At 69.0% G+C, this 18,089-nt stretch carries 10 protein-coding genes and 1 pseudogene; 3 read left to right on the forward strand and 8 right to left on the reverse strand.

Annotated features, from left to right (window positions below):
- Positions 1–117 (reverse strand): annotated as a pseudogene (locus tag CEK65_RS13350) (IS110 family transposase); the annotation flags it as partial.
- Positions 118–872: 755 nt separating this feature from the next.
- Entirely contained in the window at positions 873–2,393 is a 1,521-nt protein-coding gene (locus tag CEK65_RS13355; RefSeq protein WP_017914857.1) for an acetyl-CoA hydrolase/transferase family protein, read from the reverse strand.
- Between the two features lie 330 nt (positions 2,394–2,723).
- Here CEK65_RS13355 and CEK65_RS13360 point away from each other — a divergent pair, with 330 nt between their 5' ends.
- A complete protein-coding gene (locus CEK65_RS13360) occupies positions 2,724–4,937 on the forward strand; it encodes a hypothetical protein (protein WP_152182045.1) in 2,214 nt (737 codons plus the stop codon).
- Between the two features lie 279 nt (positions 4,938–5,216).
- Here the strand turns inward: CEK65_RS13360 and CEK65_RS13365 are convergent, their stop codons facing one another.
- On the reverse strand, positions 5,217–6,095 hold the full coding sequence (locus CEK65_RS13365; protein WP_152182046.1) for a LysR substrate-binding domain-containing protein: 879 nt from the start codon (positions 6,093–6,095) through the stop codon (positions 5,217–5,219).
- Between the two features lie 164 nt (positions 6,096–6,259).
- Between CEK65_RS13365 and CEK65_RS13370 the strand changes: the two genes are divergently transcribed.
- The gene (locus CEK65_RS13370; RefSeq protein WP_152182047.1) at positions 6,260–7,804 is read left to right on the forward strand and encodes an MFS transporter; all 1,545 of its coding nucleotides are present in this window, start codon (positions 6,260–6,262) and stop codon (positions 7,802–7,804) included.
- 200 nt (positions 7,805–8,004) lie between these two features.
- Here CEK65_RS13370 and proP read toward each other — a convergent pair whose 3' ends face one another.
- On the reverse strand, positions 8,005–9,486 hold the full coding sequence (gene proP, locus CEK65_RS13375; RefSeq protein WP_152182048.1) for a glycine betaine/L-proline transporter ProP: 1,482 nt from the start codon (positions 9,484–9,486) through the stop codon (positions 8,005–8,007).
- A gap of 657 nt (positions 9,487–10,143) precedes the next feature.
- On the opposite strand from proP, the gene glnE reads away from it, so the two are divergent.
- Positions 10,144–12,984, forward strand: a complete 2,841-nt coding sequence (glnE, locus tag CEK65_RS13380; protein ID WP_152182049.1) for a bifunctional [glutamate--ammonia ligase]-adenylyl-L-tyrosine phosphorylase/[glutamate--ammonia-ligase] adenylyltransferase — start codon at positions 10,144–10,146, stop codon at positions 12,982–12,984.
- A 224-nt stretch (positions 12,985–13,208) separates the two neighbouring features.
- Here glnE and CEK65_RS13385 read toward each other — a convergent pair whose 3' ends face one another.
- The 4 genes from CEK65_RS13385 to CEK65_RS13400 form a co-directional block, all read right to left on the reverse strand.
- On the reverse strand, positions 13,209–13,736 hold the full coding sequence (locus CEK65_RS13385; protein ID WP_152182050.1) for a hypothetical protein: 528 nt from the start codon (positions 13,734–13,736) through the stop codon (positions 13,209–13,211).
- 112 nt (positions 13,737–13,848) lie between these two features.
- Positions 13,849–14,406, reverse strand: coding sequence for a queuosine precursor transporter (locus CEK65_RS13390; protein ID WP_017914641.1), 558 nt, complete (start codon positions 14,404–14,406; stop codon positions 13,849–13,851).
- Positions 14,407–14,636: 230 nt separating this feature from the next.
- The gene (locus tag CEK65_RS13395; protein ID WP_152182060.1) at positions 14,637–15,707 is read right to left on the reverse strand and encodes a glycerophosphodiester phosphodiesterase; all 1,071 of its coding nucleotides are present in this window, start codon (positions 15,705–15,707) and stop codon (positions 14,637–14,639) included.
- Between the two features lie 80 nt (positions 15,708–15,787).
- Positions 15,788–18,085, reverse strand: coding sequence for a TonB-dependent receptor (locus tag CEK65_RS13400; protein ID WP_152182051.1), 2,298 nt, complete (start codon positions 18,083–18,085; stop codon positions 15,788–15,790).
- Positions 18,086–18,089 lie beyond the last annotated feature (4 nt).

The following is an 18,089-nucleotide window of genomic DNA, read 5'->3' on the forward strand; positions in this document are numbered from 1 at the left end:
CTGGAAGCCCTTGGCATCGTTGGACAACTTGGCCTTGGTACGGTGCTTGCCATTGGTCAGCTCGATGGCCACATCGAAACTGCGTTTGGCGACGTCGATGCCGATGACGGCAGACATAGGCGATTCCTCCATCGTGTCAGGGTCATGATCGGCGCTGGGCCCGGTCCTGCCTTGTCGATGCGAGTTCACGCCCGCGGGCGGACTCTGGATACCGTTCGGACACACAAGGGCCAGCATGTGGAGGGCGGAGCCGATCTACGATGCAAGCTCGAAGCTTTAGGAGCGACTGGACCTCCCGCACCTCCTCCGATGATCAGTCGGAAGACATGACGCCTGTTTAGGGGCGACATGTCCAGATACAAGGAGTGGCTTCAACCGCGAGAAGCGTGACCCGTAACGCCCGTCGCGGCTGCAGCCGCTCCCGCGACGGTGCCGCACACTCGCGCAGATTCTGGATGCGAGAGGGCTGCACTGTGGGAGGGACTTCAGTCCCGACGCGCGGTCCCGCAGTGCTCAGTGGCACTCCAGAATCATCGACAGCCGTCGTAGGAGCGCTTTCAAGCGCGACCTCGGGAAAACGGGTTGCGGGTGGAAGCCGCTGCTATCAGGGCGCCGACCACCCGCGCAGATGTCGGGATGGCACGGGACCGCATTGTGGGAGGGACTTCAGTCCCGACGCGCTGTCCCGCAGTACTCGGCGACCTTCCAACAGAATCATCGACTGCCGTCGTAGGAGCGCTTTCAAGCGCGACCTCGGGAAAACGCGTCGCGGCTGAAGCCACTGCTACCAGGGCACTGGACATTCGCGCAGATGTCGGGATGGCAGGGCTGCAATGTGGGAAGGGCTGCATGTCCCGCTGCCGATCGGTGGCTCAGCCGCCCGCGTGCATCGTCCCTGTATCCAGCCAGCGCTGGTGCCAGGACAGCGCCTCGGGCAGCAGGTGCGGGGTGTGCTTGCCATAGCTGGCGTGCAGGGCGCGATCGAAATAGTCCTGCAGTTGCGCGCGGTAGCTCGGGTCCACGCAGTGCGCGAGCAACTGTTGCGCGCGCTGCCGCGGCGGCAGGCCGCGCAGGTCGGCCAGGCCGTGCTCGGTGACGATGATCGAGACGTCGTGTTCGGTGTGGTCGACGTGGCTGACCATCGGCACGATCGAGGAGATGCTGCCGTTCTTTGCCGTGCTGGGGCTGAGGAAGATCGACAGGAAGCCGTTGCGGGCGAAGTCGCCGGAGCCGCCGATGCCGTTCATGATGCGGCTGCCCATCACGTGGGTGGAATTGACGTTGCCGTACAGGTCGGCTTCGATCATGCCGTTCATGCCGATGCAGCCCAGCCGCCGTACCAGTTCCGGATGGTTGGAGATTTCCTGCGTGCGCAGGATGATGCGCTCGCGGTAGAAGTCGATGTTGCGCTTGAACTCCTCGTTGGCCTCCGGGCTCAGCGCGAAGCCGGTGCACGAGGCGACCTTGAGCACGCCGCTGCGCAACAGGTCGAGCATGCCGTCCTGGATCACTTCGGTGAAGGCGCTGAGGTCGCGGAAGCCGCTGCTGGCCAGGCCGGCCAGCACCGCGTTGGGAATGTTGCCCACGCCGGACTGCAGCGGCAGCAGGTTGGGCGGCAGCCGGCCCTTGCCGACCTCGTGCTGGAAGAACGCGATCAGGTGCTCGGCGATGCGTTGGCTGGTGGCATCTGCGGGCGTGAACGGGCTGTTGCGGTCGGGGCCGTGGGTGCGCACCACCGCCACGATCTTGTCCGGGTCGCAGCGCAGCGACGGCTCGCCGATGCGGTCGTCGGCGTGCAGCAGCGGGATCGGCTTGCGATGCGGCGGCAACGCCGTGCCGTAGTACACGTCGTGCATGCCGTCGATGCCGGCCGGCTGCCAGTCGTTGACCTCGACGATCACCTTCTTCGCCAGGTCCAGCCAGGTCTTGTTGTTGCCGACCGAGGTCGACGGGATCAGGCTGCCGTCCTCGCGGATGCCGGCCACTTCCACCACCGCGGTGTCGATCTGCCCATAGAAGCCGAACCACACGTGCTGGGCGACGTGGCTGAGGTGGATGTCGATGTAGTCCAGGCTGCCGGCGTTGATGCGCTGGCGCGCGTCCGGGTCGGACTGGAACGGCATGCGCAGGGCGATGCCGTCGGCCTTGGCCAGGGCGCCGTCCAGTTCCGGCGCGGTGGAGGCGCCGGTCATCAACTGGATCTTGAACGATTGCCCCTGCAGGTGCGCCGCCTCGATGCGCTGCGCCAGCGCCATCGGCACCGCCTTGGGATAGCCGGAGCCGGTGAAGCCGCTCATCGCCACTGTCTCGCCGGGCTGGATCAACGCCGCCGCGGCCTCGGCGCTGACGATGCGTTCGCGCAGGCGGGGATGGAGGATACGTTCGGCGGACATGCGGCGACCATGGCGTGGGAAGGGGAGGGCAATTATCGCGGATCGGGCCGAGGCCCGCGTTGGGGCGCGTCCCCACTTTCTGCGCCTGTCGCACGGCGGTGCAGGCGGGCGCCACGCGATGCACGCGCGCCACGGTCTGTGCGATGTATGTGGCGCTGCGCGCGCCGGACCCTCACCCCAACCCCTCTCCCGGTGGGAGAGGGGCTCTGGCTTCTCCCTTCTCCTGGTGGGTCTGCCTTGTGATGACAGGACGCAGCGCGCATGCAGTGCCGTGTACGTGCCACCGTCGCTTTCACGCGTTCCACGCCGCACCGCGGCGATAGTGCGGCGGTGCCGCTCTCCGCCCGCCCACTGACCGCCGTCCATGCTCGCTACCGGCGTCTGCCGCGCGGCTGGCGCCTGCTCCTGCGCGGCCTGCTGATCGCCTACCTGCTGTACCTGCTGGCCGGCAACGTGTTCCTCAATACGCCGCTGTTCGACCTGGCCACCAACCGCAAGCCGGAGAAGTTCCGCATGCACACCGGGCCCGCCATCACCGTGCTGCCCGGCTTCATCACCGCCTGGAACGTGCGCATGCGCGGCCACGTGCAGCGCAATGTCTGGCAGGTGCGTGCCGACCGCGTCAGCGCGCGCATCGCGCTGCTCCCGCTGCTGCATCGCGAAGTGCGCCTGCCGTGGATGGAAGCGGTGAACGTGATCGGCGAGATGGACCGCGTCGAGGAGATGATCCCGCCACCGCCGCCCAGCGACCAGGGCTGGACCCTGCGCTTCGACGCGATCCACAGCGGCACGCTGCGCCGCGCCCGCGTCGGCGATTTTGCGGTCGAGGGCAAGGGCCGCGGCACCGTCGGCTTCCTCAAGCAGTTGCGTGGCGGCCCCTCGGAACTGTTCCGCTCGCAGATCGTGTTCGAGGACGCCAGCGTGCGCTACGGCAAGCGCCAGATCGCCGACCAGGCCACGCTGGATGCGCGCTTCTCGTTCCCGCGCCACTACCGCGCGCAGGCGCCGGGGTTGCGCAAGCTGGGCATCACCGACCTGGCGCTGCGCGTGCACGGGCGCAGCGTGGCCCTGCGCATCGACACCGCTGGCGACACCACCAAGCTGAGTACCGAGCCAGGGCTGGGTCACATACAGGCCGATCTGCACCTGCTGCGCGGCGCACTGCAGCCCGGCAGCACGCTCAACTGGCGGGTGCCGCTGCATGCCGGCGTCGGCGCCACCGATCGCGGCGTGCTGGCGCTGCTGCTGGATGTGGAAGGCGACAACATCCGCGCCCGCGCGCGCCTGCCCGGCCAGGTCGATCCGGGCAGCATGCTCGATGCCGACCTGCGCATCGCCGGGCGCCAGGTGCCGTTCGACGACCCGGCGGCGCTGCTGCCGCGTACCTCCGGCCGCGTGCAGGGACGCTGGCATTTCGAATCGTTGAACTGGATCAGCGACCTGCTGGTGCGCAAGCCATGGTTCCAGCTCGATGGCGGCGGCGACGTCGCCGCCGATCTGCAGTTGCGGCAGGGCGCGTTGCAGCCGGGCAGCCGCCTCGACGTGCCCGACGTGCAGGCGGTGGCGGAGATCATGCGCGTGCGCCTGAGCGGCAAGGCGCAGGCGGTCGGCCGCATCGTCGGCAGCGCCGAACAGCCGCGCACGCAACTGGACGTGCGCATGCGCCGCTTCGCGCTGGCGCCGCTGGACGCGCCCAAGGCCAGCTTCGTCGAAGGCGAAAACCTGCAACTGGACTTGCAGGGCGACGGCGCGCTGGCCACCTTGCGCGACTCGTTACAGGCGCGGCTGCGCTTCGCCGATGCGCGCGTGCCGGACTTGCGCGCCTACAACCGCTACCTGCCGGCGGCGCAGGTGCGCGTGCTCGGCGGCGATGGCCGGCTCAGCGGCGACCTGCAGCTGGACGCGTCCGGCCAGGTCGGGCAGGGCACCGTGCGTGTGCTCGGCCGCCAGGCGCGGCTGCAGACCGCGGGTTTGGAGTTGGCCGGCAATCTCGACCTGGACGCGCGGCTGCGGCGCGCCGAGCTGCAGGACAAGCGCTTCGATCTGAGCGGCAGCACGCTGCGCCTGCAGGGCGTGCGTTACGGCACCCAGCCCAAGCAGGGCGACTGGTGGGCGACGCTGCGTATTCCGCAGGGCCGCATCGCCGCGGCGGCGCCGGTGCAGGCCGATGCGCAGGTACAGATGCAGATGCGCGACGCCGGCCCGGTGCTGGCGGTGTTCGCGCAGCACAGCGACGCGCCGGCGTGGTTGCTGAAGCTGGCCGATGCCGGACAACTGCAGGCCAGCGGACAACTGCGCTGGCGCAAGGACGCACTGTGGCTGGATCGGGTCGCGGCGGAGAACGAACGGGTGGCCTTGCGCGCGCGCCTGCGCGTCGGCGACGCCGGTACCCAGGGCGATCTGTATGCGCGTTGGGGCGTGCTCGGCGTGGGCGTGGCCTTGCGCGGCGAACAACGGCAATGGCATCTGCTCGGCGCGCGCGAGTGGTACGACAAGCAACCGGCATGGCTGCCGGAGGCGCCGGCACCGGCGGCATCGCCTTAGCGCGACAGAGATCCCGTTAGGCCTGTTTCGCTGGCTGCGGGTGGATGCGCTGTGCGCCGCGCCATGCCGGCACGCGAAAGCACGCAACGCGCGTATCCCCCCGCTTATCTATTCCCCATTCCCGTCTTCCCATTCCCGCCCACGCAGAATGTACTGCCCGGTATCGTTTTGCAGTGCAGCGTGCAATGTCCAAAAAAAGCGCCCAAGATCGCCCTGCATCCCGACGTGGGGGAGGGAGCAAAGCCCGCTGGCAGTTCGCTGCAAGCGGGCTTTTTTATTTCAGTCGGCGGGCATCGCGTCGCTGCCGGAAAGTGCCTCGGGTGATTGCGACAGTTGTTGCGCTAGCGCCTCCGCTGCCGGCGTTCGGTTGGCCTCGCTCCACAGCAGCCGGAAGCTGGCGTGCGGCAACGGCGGCAATCCAAAGCGCTCGTCCAAGGCGACCATTCCCGCTTCCAGATCTTCCTGGGGCAGGGCGGTGATGGCCAGGCCGGCCTTCACGGCGGCACGCAGTCCCTGCTGACTTGGCGAGGTGAATGCCACTCGCCAGGCGAGATCGGCGCGCTCCAGTGCAGCGGTTCCCACCTGCCGGTGCAGGCAGGGCTTGGGTGCAAAAGCGAGCGGGACTGGCGCATTCGCGGCCGGCGCGAACGCTGGCGCGGCCGCCCACACGAAGCGGGTCCGGCGCAGCAGGGGCGTTGTCGGGTCGTCCTCCAGTGCGAGTGTCACCGCCAGGTCGAGGGAGCCCGCAACGATCTGCTCGTGCAGCGCGGCATAGGTATCCACCGTCACGTCCAGCCGCACCGCCGGAAACATCCGTGCGAACCGCGCCAGCATCGGCGGAAGGCGATCGCCGACGTAGCTTTCGGGGGCACCGAAACGCACCGTGCCGGACACCGGAGAACGCCGGAAACGCCGTGCGAGCGCGTCATGCGCCTGCAGCACCTGCGTCGCATGGCGAAGAAAGTCTTCGCCGTCTTCGGTCAGGCTCACCCGGCGGGTTGTGCGATTCAGCAGTGCCGTGCCGGCCTGCGCTTCCAGTTTGCGAATGTGATGGCTGATGGCCGACTGGGTGAGGTGCAGCCGTTCGCCTGCGCGCGTGAAGCCGCCAGTCTCGTTCACCGCAACGAAAGTGCGTAACAGATCCGGATCGTAGTCCATGCGATTCAGTCCATTGCTTAATTAATTCAAGAAAATTAAATCATTTCCATCATCCATTGTGTGCTCGCAGACTGGAAGTCAGCCGCTCCCAAGCCCGAATCGACCCGCCGTGCACCGGTCGGTCCGCTCGGCACCGCGGGCGGATGTCCCTCTAGGAAAAGCCCATGACGCACCTTCCTTCCGCGCGCAGGAACACCCTCACGCTGGCGGCCGCCTGCCTGGCTTCGCTGATGTTCGGTCTGGAGATCTCCAGCGTGCCGGTGATCCTTCCCCTCCTCGAAGCGGCGCTGCATGGCAGCTTCCGCGATCTGCAGTGGATCATGAATGCCTACACCATCGCCTGCACCACCGTGCTGATGGCGACGGGCACGCTGGCCGACCGCTACGGGCGCAAGCGGATCTTCCTGATCTGCGTGTTCCTGTTCGGCGTGACCTCCTTGGTATGCGGCCTGGCAGGGAGCACGGCGCTGCTGATCGCTGGTCGCTTCCTTCAGGGGATGGCCGGGGGCGCCATGCTGGTGTGCCAGTTCGCCGTGCTCTCGCAGCAATTCGCAGACGCGACGGCCCGTGCCAAGGCGTTTGGGATCTGGGGGATCGTCTTCGGCATCGGCCTGGGTTTCGGCCCGATCATCGGTGCCGGCATCGTCGCGTTGTGGAGTTGGGAATGGGTTTTCCTTGTGCACGTTCCCATTTCCGCGATCGCCCTGGGACTGGCGCTTGTCGGTGTCGAGGAGTCGCGCGATCCGCAGCGGCACCGTTTGGACGTCGCCGGGATCGTCTCGCTGTCGGTCGCGGTGCTCGCCTTGGCGTGGTTCATCACGCAAGGGCCGGTAGCCGGCTTTGGCAGCGTTTCGTCGCTGGCGAGTCTGATCATCGCCAGCGGCAGCTGCGTCGCGTTCGTTGTGGCGGAGCGCCGCGCCGACGCGCCCATGTTCGACTTCTCGGTGTTCCGCATCCGCGACTTTTCCGGCGCCCTGTTGGGCTCGATGGGCATGAACTTCAGCTTCTGGCCGCTCATGATCTATCTGCCGCTGCTGTTCCAGCATGGGCTGGGCTACGGCAACGTGGCCACCGGACTTTCGCTGCTGGCTTACACCTTGCCGACCCTGGTGCTGCCGCCGTTGGGCGAGCGGCTAGCGCTGCGCTACCGCGCGCATACCGTGATTCCTGCCGGTCTGTTTGCGATCGGAGCCGGCTTCTTGCTGATGGCGTGGGGCAGCGGCACGGTGCGGGCCAGTTGGTTGACGATGCTCCCCGGGTGCCTACTGGCCGGTACCGGGTTGGGGATCGTCAACACCCCGGTGACCAATACCATCACCGCGTCGGTCTGCGTCGCGCGTACCGGCATGGCCTCCGGCATGGACACCAGTGCGCGCCTGATCAGCCTTGCGATCAATATCGCGGTCATGGGATTCATCCTGGTGGAGGGCGTGTTGTCCTTTCTCCGCCGGACGCTGCCGACGGTCGACGTCACGTTGCTGCGGGGGCTGGCTGAGCGGCTTTCCGGCGGAACCGCACACGCGGCGGGGCAGGGCCTCTCCACGCCGACGGTTCCGCCCGACGTCGCGGCGGCAGCCATGATCCAAGGCATGCAATGGGTGATGTTGTATGGCGGCATCAGTGCCTGGATCCTCGCGCTCTGCAGCGTGATCGTGTTCGGAAGGCGTGGCGCCGAACATCGGTCTGCCGTGTCGAAAGAGGTCGCCTGATGGACGCGCGACCGAGGCGAAGGCGCTCGGCCGGTTGCCCATGACGGAAGCGCCGCGTCCTGCGCTGCGCCCGAAGCCCGGGCGCTGGGCCGTGGATTGTCCGCGGCGGCGCGTGCACATGCGCCGCCGGCGGCGCCGCTGCGCCTCGACTGCCGCGAACCGTCGTCGATGCGGGGTGCGCGGCGCCGGTTGCGTGTGCGTCAGGTCGGCATGGCCTGCGACGGCGGTTCCGGCGACGGTGGCAGTTCCGGCCGGGTCGGATCCACGGTCAGCGGCTCGTCGCTGCGCAGCAGCGCATGCGCTTCGGCTTCGCTGGCCACCGCCGGCGGCGAACCGCGCAGCGGCAGGCCGGCGGTTTCGCGCACGAAGGCCATGGTCGCGATGCCGACCACCGCCGCCCCCATCAGGTAGTACGCCGGCACCAGCGGATCGCCGGTGCGCTCGACCAGCCACGCGGTGACCAGCGGCGTGGTGCCGCCGAACAGCGACACCGACACGTTGAAGGCGATCGACAGCGCGCTGTAGCGCACCGGGGTGTAGAACAGCGCCGGCAAGGTCGACGGCATCGAGCTGGTGAAGCACACCAGCGCCACGCCCAGCAGCATCAGGCCGAGGAAGATCAGCCAGTCGTTGCCGGTGCCGACCAGCCGCAGGCACGGCACCGCCAGCACCAGCAGCGCGATGCAGGCGCCGATCACCATCGGCTTGCGGCCCAGGCGATCGCTGAACAATCCGCCGAGCACGTTGAGCGGCATCATCACCAGCATCACGATGATGATCAGCAGCAGGCCCTTGCTCTCGGCATAGCCCATGGTGACGCTGAGATAGCTGGGCATGTAGGTCAGCAGCATGTAGTCGGTGACGTTGAACACCAGCACCAGGCCCACGCACTTGAGCAACTGTGGCCAGTGGATGCGGAACAGTGCGCCCAGGCCGGGCGCGTCGTGCTCGCGCTTTTCGGCTTCCTCGGCATAGGCCTGGAATGCCGGGGTTTCCTCCAGCTTCATGCGCATGTACAGGCCGAGCAGGCCCAGCGGGCCGGCGATCAGGAACGGCACGCGCCAGCCCCAGTCGTGCATCTGCGCATCGCTCAACGCAAAGTGCAGCGCGGTCACCGTGGCGGCGCCGGCGATATAGCCGCCCAGCGTGCCGAACTCCAGCCAGCTGCTCATGAAGCCGCGGTTGCGGTCGGTGGAGTACTCGGCGATGAAGGTCGCCGCGCCGCCGTATTCGCCGCCGGTGGAAAAGCCCTGCACCAGCCGCGCCACCAGCAACAGGATCGGCGCCCAGATGCCGATGCGCGCGTAGGAGGGGATGAGGCCGATCGAAAACGTGCCCAGCGCCATCAGGATCATGGTCGCGGCCAGCACCTTCTGCCGGCCGTAGCGGTCGCCCAGCGGGCCGAACACCAGCCCGCCCAGCGGGCGCACCAGGAACGCCACGGTGAAGGTCGCGAACGTGGCGATCAGCTGCGCGGTCGGGTTGGTGCTGGGAAAGAACACGTGGCCCAGGGTCACGGCCAGGTAGCCGTACACGCCGAAGTCGAACCATTCCATCGCGTTGCCCAGCGCCGCCGCGCCGACCGCCCGCTTGAGCATGGGTTTGTCGACGACGGTGACTTCTTCCACCTGCAACTGGCGGCGGCGCTTGAACCATCCGAAATGGGCGTGGAACTCCGACATGTCTTCTCCTGTCCTGGAACGGTGAGGTGATGACCCCCGGCCCGCACGCGTCAGGCAAGCAAGACGGAACGACAGGGCGCCACGGGCGCCGCACTGGTCTGCGGGGGCGATCCCGGACGGCCGCGTCAACACCACGGCGCTGCAGGATCGAAGAACGGAGCGGGCGGCGCAGGGCGCACAGGGGCTCCGTCGAGACGGCCATGATACACCATCGTCGTGACGGGGCTGGCGACAAGGTCTGCGAAACGTTGCGAAAAGTGCTGAAAAGCTGCGTTCTGCGTGGATTTTGGAGCTGTGCGGGAATGGCCTCCGTCGTAACGTGCGACGGTGGAACGGCCTTTCGGCGCCGGATGGGCCGTCGGGTCGGGACTGAAGTCCCTCCCACAGTGCATTGCTGCACCGTGGGGTTCCCGAGAATGTGGGTGCTTCACCTGTGGGAGCGGCTTCAGCCGCGACGCGCGGTGGTGGGAGACCCAGCAAGCGTCGGACACGTCGGAATGAAGTTCCTCGTATGCAGCGCAGACAGCTCCGCCCTGGCTGGGGCCGATGCTGCAATCACGACGCTTTCCTTGCGCTCGCCGTGTCCGACGGCGCGCGTTTGATTGCATCCACGCTGCGGTCCTGTCCGCGGTCGCCGCGGGATGCCATCATCGGCCGATGGCTTCTGCTCCCTTCGCCGTTCCCGACGTCCTGCAACCCACGCTCGAACGCAGCCTGGCGCGCCTGCGCCACGCCGTCGCCGCGCAGCCGTGGCCGTCTCATCCCGGTTTCGAGGACGCGCTGGCGCGCGCGCTGCTGGCCAGCGATTTCCTGCTCGACACTCTGTGCCGGCAGCCGTCCTTGCTCGCGCACCTGACGCAGCCGGATCCGCCGCCGTTGCCGCTGCCGCAGCTGGATCCGGCGCAGCCCGCCGCATGGCCGGCGCAGTTGCGCCGCTACCGCGCGGCCGCCTCGGCGCGGCTGGTGTGGCGCGACGTGCTGGGCCTGGACGAGGTCGATGCGACCCTGGCCGGCAGCACGCGCTTGGCCGAGGACTGCCTGGCGCTGGCGCTGCAGGCGCTGGAGGGCGAGTTCGCCGCGCGCCACGGGGTGGTGCGTGCCGCCGACGGCAGCGTGCAGCGGCTGGTGGTGTTCGGCCTGGGCAAGCTCGGCGGCGGCGAACTGAATTTCTCCTCCGACGTGGATCTGGTCTACGCCTATCCGCAGGGCGGCGAGTCCGACGGCGCGCGGGCGCTGGCCGCCGAGGAATACTTCGCGCGGCTCGGCCAGCGCCTGGCGCGGCTGCTCGACGAAACCACCGCCGACGGCTTCGCGCACCGCGTGGATCTGCGTCTGCGCCCATTCGGCACCGCCGGCCGGGTGGCGCTGTCGTTCGCCGGCATGGACCAGTATTTCCAGCGCGAAGGCCGCGACTGGGAGCGCTACGCCTGGCTGAAGGCGCGCGCGGTGGCCGGCGACATCGCCGCCGGCGAGGAATGGCTGCAGGCGCTGCGCCCGTTCGTGTACCGGCGCTATCTCGATTACACCGCGCTGGACGGCCTGCGCGAGATGAAGGCGGCGATCACCGCCGAAGTGGCGCGCCACGACCGCCTGGACGACATCAAGCGCGGCGCCGGCGGCATCCGCGAGATCGAGTTCCTGGTGCAGTCGCTGCAGTTGATCCGCGGCGGCCGCGAACCTGCGCTCCGCGAACGCCGTCTGTTGCCGGCGCTGCAGGCGTTGGTTGCCGCCGGCCAGGTCGCCGCCGAGGACGGCGCCGCACTGGCGCAGGCGTATCGCTTCCTGCGCCAGGTGGAGAACCGCCTGCAGATGCTGCGCGATGCGCAGACCCATGCGCTGCCGGAGGATCCGCTGGACCGCGCGCGCATCGCCTTCGGCCTTGGCCATGCCGACTGGGCCGCGCTGCACGCGGCGCTGCAACTCCAGCGCGACCGCGTCGCCGCCGAGTTCGCCGAACTGCTGGCGCCGCGCGAGCGCGTGCTGGCGCCGGATGCGCTGGCCGACTACTGGCGCGGCCTGCCCGACGCCGGCCAGGCGCAGGTGTTGCGCGAGGCTGGTTTCGCAGACCCTGATGGCGCCGACCAGGCCTTGCGCGGTTTCGTGCAGTCGCTGGGCGTGCGCACGCTCTCCGATGCCGCGCGTGCGCGCCTGGACCGGGTGCTGCCGGCGCTGCTGCATGCCGCGGCGCGCTCGGCGCAGGCCGATGCCGCCCTGCACCGCGTGCTCGGCCTGCTGCAGGCGATCCTGCGCCGGGCCAGCTACCTGGCCCTGCTCGACGAGCAACCCAGCGCGCTGGCGCGGCTGGTCGACGTGCTGGCGCGCAGCGCGTTCCTCTCCGAACGGCTGGCCGCGCACCCGCTGCTGCTGGACGAACTGCTCGACAGCCGCGTGGACGGCGCGATGCCGGACCAGGCGGCGATGCAGCGGCTGTGCGATGCCGCGGTCGCCACCGCCGGCGACGATCCGGAAGCGGCCCTGCGCGGCCTCAACGAAGCGCGCCAGGCGCTGAGTTTCCGCATCGCCCTGGCCACGCTGGACCGGCGCCAGCCCGCGCTCGACAGCGCTCGCCAGTTGGCGCAGCTGGCCGAGGCGGTGGTCGTGACCGTGCTGCGCCTGGCCCGCGCCGATCTGGTCGCCGCGCATGGCGAGGTGCCTGGCGGCAGTTTCGCCATCGTCGGTTACGGCAGCCTCGGTGGTGTGGAACTGGGCATCGGCTCGGACCTGGACCTGGTGTTCCTGTACGACCATCCGCCGGGCGTCGAAGCGTCGGCCGGGCCGCGGCCGCTGGAGAGCGGGCGCTGGTTCGCGCGACTGGCGCAGAAGGTGATCGCGTTGCTCGGCGCGGTCACCGGTGGCGGCCGCCTGTACGACATCGACGTGCGCCTGCGCCCGGACGGCGGCAAGGGCGCGCTGGTGTCGTCGCTGGCCAGCTACCGCGAGTATCAGCGCGAGCGCGCCTGGACCTGGGAACACCAGGCGCTGGTGCGCGCGCGCGGCGTGGCCGGCGATGCGTCGCTGTTGCAGCAGTTCGAGCAGGTGCGCGCGCAGACCCTGGCACGCCCGCGCGAGCCCGCAGCGCTGCGCGAGGAAGTGCGCAAGATGCGTGCGCGCATGCGTGCCGAACTGGACCGCAGCGATGCCGCGCGTTTCGATCTCAAGCAGGGCGCCGGCGGCCTGGTCGACCTGGAATTCCTGGTGCAGGCCGGCGTGCTGCTCGGCGCCGCGCAGCAGGCGGCGCTGCTGGCGCCGCGCGACACCCCGGCGCTGATCGACGCGCTGGCGCACAGCGGCTGGTTGCCGCCGCCCATCGCGGCGAGCCTGCATGCCGCGCATGCCACGCTGGTCGAGGCCGGCCTGGCCTGCACGCTGGACCGGCGTCCGCGCCTGACCGCGCCCACGGTCGAGATCGCCGCGGCGCGTGCGGCGATTCGACAGGCCGCGGCCGCGCTGGAGCTGGTGTTCGTCGATGGCCGTGCGGACGGCGACGCGGCGCACTAGCGTGATCCTTGTTGGCAGCGCATGCGCGCACGCATGGTGTCGGTGGCGACATGCTTCTCCGGCAACGCCGCTTCTCGCCGAGTCGCGGCGGAAAGCGCGCCGTCGGCGCTGGCTGCAATCGGCCGGAGGGCCTGGGCTCGCCGCCGTGATGCCACCGCAAACACGCCGCCTTGGTCGCGGCGATCGGCGTCGGCATGCCGTTCCGCGCCGCGGTGGCGCGATTGCTACACGCTGACGTATTGAGACTGGAACCAGACCGCGTCGGGATCAGTGTCCACCACCTGGTCGGGATCCACGCCGAACAGCGCCTGGTAGGCGCGCTTCCACAGGCCGGCGCGACCGGCGCACAGGTCGTGCCACAGCGCATGGAAGGTCACTGACTCGAACACCCGCACCACGTCCACGACCTGCTCGAGGTAGGCCTGGAACAGGTAGACACGCTCGCCGTCCACCAGGATGTTGACGTTGTGGATCAACTGCGACGGATCGCCCAGTAGCACGATGTTGACGAAGTCGCCATCGGCGAAGGTCGGCAACGCCGCATCCGCCAGGTACGGCGTGGTGCGCAAGGGCCGGTCGCGGCGCAGCAGCACCATTTCCAGCATCAGCGGGGCGAAGGTATTGCACGACCACGCTGGGTTGGAAACGGCGGGACTGGTCAGCGTGGCCAGCGCTGTGCCGGCCGGCTGCAGTTGCGCCAGGGTGGCGTTGAGCGCACTCAGCGCGAGGGCGGGCGTGACGTCGTGCGGCATGGGTGTGGTCTCGTCGCAGGCGCGGCGCACGGGACGTGCGCCGCCGATGGCCTGTTCAACGTCTGCCGTGGCCGCTTGTGAAGCCGCGCTTGCGCAAAGCGCGGCGCAGCCGTCAGCGCGTCGGCGCCATCCGCCACAGCAGCGCGCGGAACGGCGCCAGCAGGCATACGCCGATGCCCAGCTTCACCGCCAGGTCGCCGGCGGCCCAGCTCAGCCACGGCAGCGCCGAGCCGGCGAAGGCGATCGACCAGAAGATCGTGGTGTCCAGCGTCGCGCTGCAGGTGGTGGCGACGATCGGCGCGCGCCACCAGCGCCCGCGGCGCAGTCGGTCGAACACGGTGATGTCCAGCAGTTGCGCGGCGATGAAGGCCAGGCACGAGGCCGCGGCGATGCGCGGGGTGGCGATCCAGATCGACAGCAGCACCGCCAGTGCGAACCCGCACCAGGCCACCCGCCGCGCCGCGCGCGGGCCGAAGCGGCGGTTGATCAGGTTGCTGACCAGAAACGCCAGCGGATAGCTGAAGGCGCCCCAGGTCAACCAGTCGTTGATCGGGAACTGCACCAGCACGTTCGACAGCAACACCACCGCGCCCATCGCCAGCACGGACAGCAGCAGCGCGCGCGGGGTCAGCGCGGCGAAAGTGGGCGAGGGAGCGGCAACGGACGGCACGGCGATCGGGGCAGGGGCGGCGGGCGCGCATTATCGCGGCCCGGACACCCAATGACCAATGCCCGTGTGCGGACACGCTCCTACAAATGGAACCCCGCGCTGGGAACCGCTTTTGCGATTCCCCATTCCCTATTCCCCAATCCCGGCTCCATCGCGGCTGAAGCCGTTCCTACAAATGGAACTCAGCGCTGGGAACCGCTGTTGCGATTCCCCATTCCCCATTCTCGGCTTCACCGCGGCAGCGGCGTCCCATCCACCGCCGCACGGCCCACCGCCGGATCGTCGGTGAAGAAGCCATCGATGCCGGCGTCGATCAGCGCGCGCATTTCGGTCATGCTGCCGGCGGCATTCACCGCAGCCGGGCCGCGCGCGTCCTGCAACTGCTTGGGCAGGAAATAGTTTTCCGGCCGGAAGGTGTACGGAATCACCTGCAGGCCCGCCGCATGCGCATCGGCCACGAACGAGGTGGGCGGAGCCAGGGCGCCGTCGGCACTCACCGGCACGATCGCGCGCAGGTTGGGGCTGACCAGCTGCGCATACTTGGCGATCGCGCGCAGGCCCTGCGCGCTGCCCATCTGCGCGTAGGTCGGGCCGTCGCGCAACTGGTCGCCTGGGCGCTCCTTGGGATCGCCCAGCAACTGCACCAGGCGTACGTTCGGATGGGTGCTGCCCAACTTGCCGTGCAGGTATTCCAGGTTGCCGATCTCGAACGACTGGATCACCACCGGCGCCTTGCGCGTGTAGGCATGCGCATCGAGCGTGGCCACCAGCTTGTCCTCCATCGCCAGGCCGAGCCCGCGGAAGTAGGTGCCGTGCTTGATCTCGGGAATCAGCCCGATCGGCCGCCCGCGCGTGGCCGACTCGGCCGCGGTGAAGTCGATGATCTCGTCCATGGTCGGCACCTGGAACTGCCCGTCGAAGGCGGTGCCGCGCAGTTGCGGCAGGCGCTCGCGCGCGCGCAGGGTCTTCAGCTCGGCCAGGGTGAAGTCTTCGGTGAACCAGCCTTCCACGCGCTGTCCGTCGATCTGCTTGACGGTCTTGCGCGCGGCGAACTCCGGGTGCGCGGCCACGTCGGTGGTGCCGCCGATCTCGTTCTCGTGGCGCGCCACCAGCACGCCGTCCTTGGTCGAGACCAGGTCCGGCTCGATGAAGTCGGCGCCGTCGGCGATGGCCTTGGCGTAGGACGCCAGGGTGTGTTCGGGGCGCAGCGCGCTGGCGCCGCGGTGGCCGATCACCAGCGGCTTGTGCTCCCCCGGGGCGGCGGCCGGTACGGCCGCCGCGGTGGTCGCCAACACGGCCATCGCGCATCCCAACAACCAGGAGGTGGATCGGATCATCGCATGCGTTCCGGTTCGGGGGCGGGCGGACAGGATGGACGCGCTCAGAAGCGCGCGTCCAGGGTCAGGAACGCCTGCCGCGGCGCGCTGGCGTGGAAGGCCAGCGAGCGGCCGTTCGGGTCGCTGTTGCTGAAGGCGGTGAGGTTGGAGGCGTAGCGCTTGTCGGTGAGGTTGGTGACGTTCAACGACAGCTTCAGGTCCCGCAGGAACGACACCGCCCCGAAATCGTAGCCGGCGCCGGCATCGAAGGAGGTGTAGCCGCCGAAGCCCTGGTCGTTGGTGTAGGTGTAGTAGCGCTGGCCGGTGTACTTGCCGCGCAGGTTGGCGTTCCAACCGTTCCAGGTCCAGCTGAGTTCGCTGGCGAACATGCGCTTGGGCGTGTCCACGGTGGACTTGCCGGCGGTGGGGATGACCACGCCGTTCTGCACGTAGTTGTCGTCGTAGGTGGAGCGGTTGATCGAGGCCGAGTTGTACCACTGCAGGTGCGCGGTCGGCTTCCAGATGAAGGTCAGCTCGCCGCCGCGGCTGCTCACCGAGCCGACGTTGAAGAAGCGCGTGGTGCACGCCGGGCTGGTGCCCTGCTGGATGCTCGGGCACGGGTTGAGCGAGAGCAGGCGGTTGTCGAAGGTGACGTCGTAGCCGACCAGCGAGGCCTCGAACTGGTCGCGCACCAGGCGGTAGCCGGCTTCGAAGGTCTTGGACTTCTCCGGCTGCAGCGCGCCGACGCTGGCGTCGAACGAAGCCTGCGTCACCAGCAGCGGGCCGCCGGCGCCGCCGCCCTGGAACGCGGCGATGTTCTCGGCGTAGGAGGCGAACACTTCCTGGCCCTCGGCCAGGCGGTAGCTCAGGCCGGCCTGCGGCAGCAGCGCCTTGCTGGCCTTCAGTTCGCCGTTGGCCACCGGCGACTCCACCGCGATCCCCGGCGTCTCGCGCGCGGTCATGGTGGTGTGCGGGCTCTTGGCGCCGATGTCCAGGGTCAGGCGCTCGTCGAGCAGCTTGAAGGTGCCCTGCACATAGGCCTGCTTGGTGGTGATGACGTAGTCCTGCGAGAACAGCCGGCGGTTCGGGTTGCTCAGGAAGATGTCGTCGTCGATCGGGCCGTCGATCCAGTAGAAGTTGCGCTCCACGTGGTGCTTGTTGCGCTCGTACCACACGCCCGCTTCCAGGTGGTGCGGGCCGATGTCCCAGCCCAGCGAAGCGATGCCGCCGGTGCGGTTGATGGTGTAGTTGGTGCTGCGGATCGAGATCGGCAGCGCCTGCGGGGTGCCCGGGTAGGACGGCTGGCCCGGCGACCACCAGTGGCCCTGGCCTTCGTTCTCGTGATGGTAGACCTGGGTGTGCACGCTCACCGCATCGGACGGCTGGAAGTCGCCGGCCAGGTAGTACAGGTCGTCGTTGCGCAGCGCGCGGCTCTGGTAATAGGCGTCGTCGATGTTGTCCACGCCGCCGCTGTAGCCGCAGCGGCTGGGGTTGCGCGTGGCCGGCGCGCAATAGGCCGCGGCCAGTGCGCGCTGCCAGTCCGGCGCATACAGGTTCCAGTCCCAGCCGAGGCCACGGTGCAGACCGCTCTTGGACAGGTAGGCGTAGTCGGCCTGCGAGGTGCGCGAGGTGTCGACGAACGCGGTGATCTTGCCGCCCTCGAACTGGTACACGCCCTTGCCGTTGAACTGCGCGGTGTGGGTCGGCGAACCCGGGGGGGCCCACATGTCGGCGTCGGCATAGATGCCGGACAGGTAGGCGGAGAAGCCGTTGTGCTCGCCGGTATCCAGGCGCAGGTAGGTGCGGCGGTTGCTGTCCGAGCCCACGGTCTGCGCCAGGCGCACGCCCACCTCGGTGGACGGATCGTCGGAGTAGTACTGCACCGTACCGCCGAGATTGCTGGTGGAGGCCGTGCCCAGGCTGCCGATGCCCGAGGCCAGTTCCACGCCGCCGAAGTTCTCGGCGATCAGCGCGCGGCTGATGTTCAGGCCGTTGTAGTTGCCGTAGGCGTTGTCGCCCAGCGGCAGGCCGTCGAGGGTGTAGCCCAGACGCACGCCGTTGAAGCCGCGCAGGCTGATGGTCTGCGATTCCTCGTTGGCGCCGAAGGCGTCGTTGGACTGCACGTTGACGCCGGGAATGCGGTTGAGCAGCTTCTGGATGCTGGTGCCCGGCGGCAGCACCGCCACGTCCTGCGCGGTGATGCGCTGCACCTGGCGGGTTTCGCCCTGGCCGATCACCGACACCGCATCGAGTTGCTGCACGTCGGACGCGGCACCATCGGCGGCGGGCTCCGCAGCGGTGGCGGCGAAGGGCGACAACAGGGCGGCGAGGATCGCCGTGCTCAGCAGGGAATGGAGAGGCATGCGC

Source organism: Xanthomonas sp. LMG 12459 (genome assembly GCF_009192905.1).
In the GTDB taxonomy this organism is placed as follows: Bacteria; Pseudomonadota; Gammaproteobacteria; order Xanthomonadales; family Xanthomonadaceae; genus Xanthomonas_A; species Xanthomonas_A sontii.

Coding starts and splice junctions, on each gene's coding strand:
- CEK65_RS13355 (WP_017914857.1), bottom strand. CDS start 2,393: ATGTCCGCCGAACGTATCCTCCATCCCCGCCTGCGCGAACGCATCGTC.
- CEK65_RS13400 (WP_152182051.1), bottom strand. CDS start 18,085: ATGCCTCTCCATTCCCTGCTGAGCACGGCGATCCTCGCCGCCCTGTTG.
- CEK65_RS13385 (WP_152182050.1), bottom strand. CDS start 13,736: ATGCCGCACGACGTCACGCCCGCCCTCGCGCTGAGTGCGCTCAACGCC.
- glnE (WP_152182049.1), top strand. CDS start 10,144: ATGGCTTCTGCTCCCTTCGCCGTTCCCGACGTCCTGCAACCCACGCTC.
- CEK65_RS13370 (WP_152182047.1), top strand. CDS start 6,260: ATGACGCACCTTCCTTCCGCGCGCAGGAACACCCTCACGCTGGCGGCC.
- CEK65_RS13365 (WP_152182046.1), bottom strand. CDS start 6,095: ATGGACTACGATCCGGATCTGTTACGCACTTTCGTTGCGGTGAACGAG.
- proP (WP_152182048.1), bottom strand. CDS start 9,486: ATGTCGGAGTTCCACGCCCATTTCGGATGGTTCAAGCGCCGCCGCCAG.
- CEK65_RS13395 (WP_152182060.1), bottom strand. CDS start 15,707: ATGGCCGTGTTGGCGACCACCGCGGCGGCCGTACCGGCCGCCGCCCCG.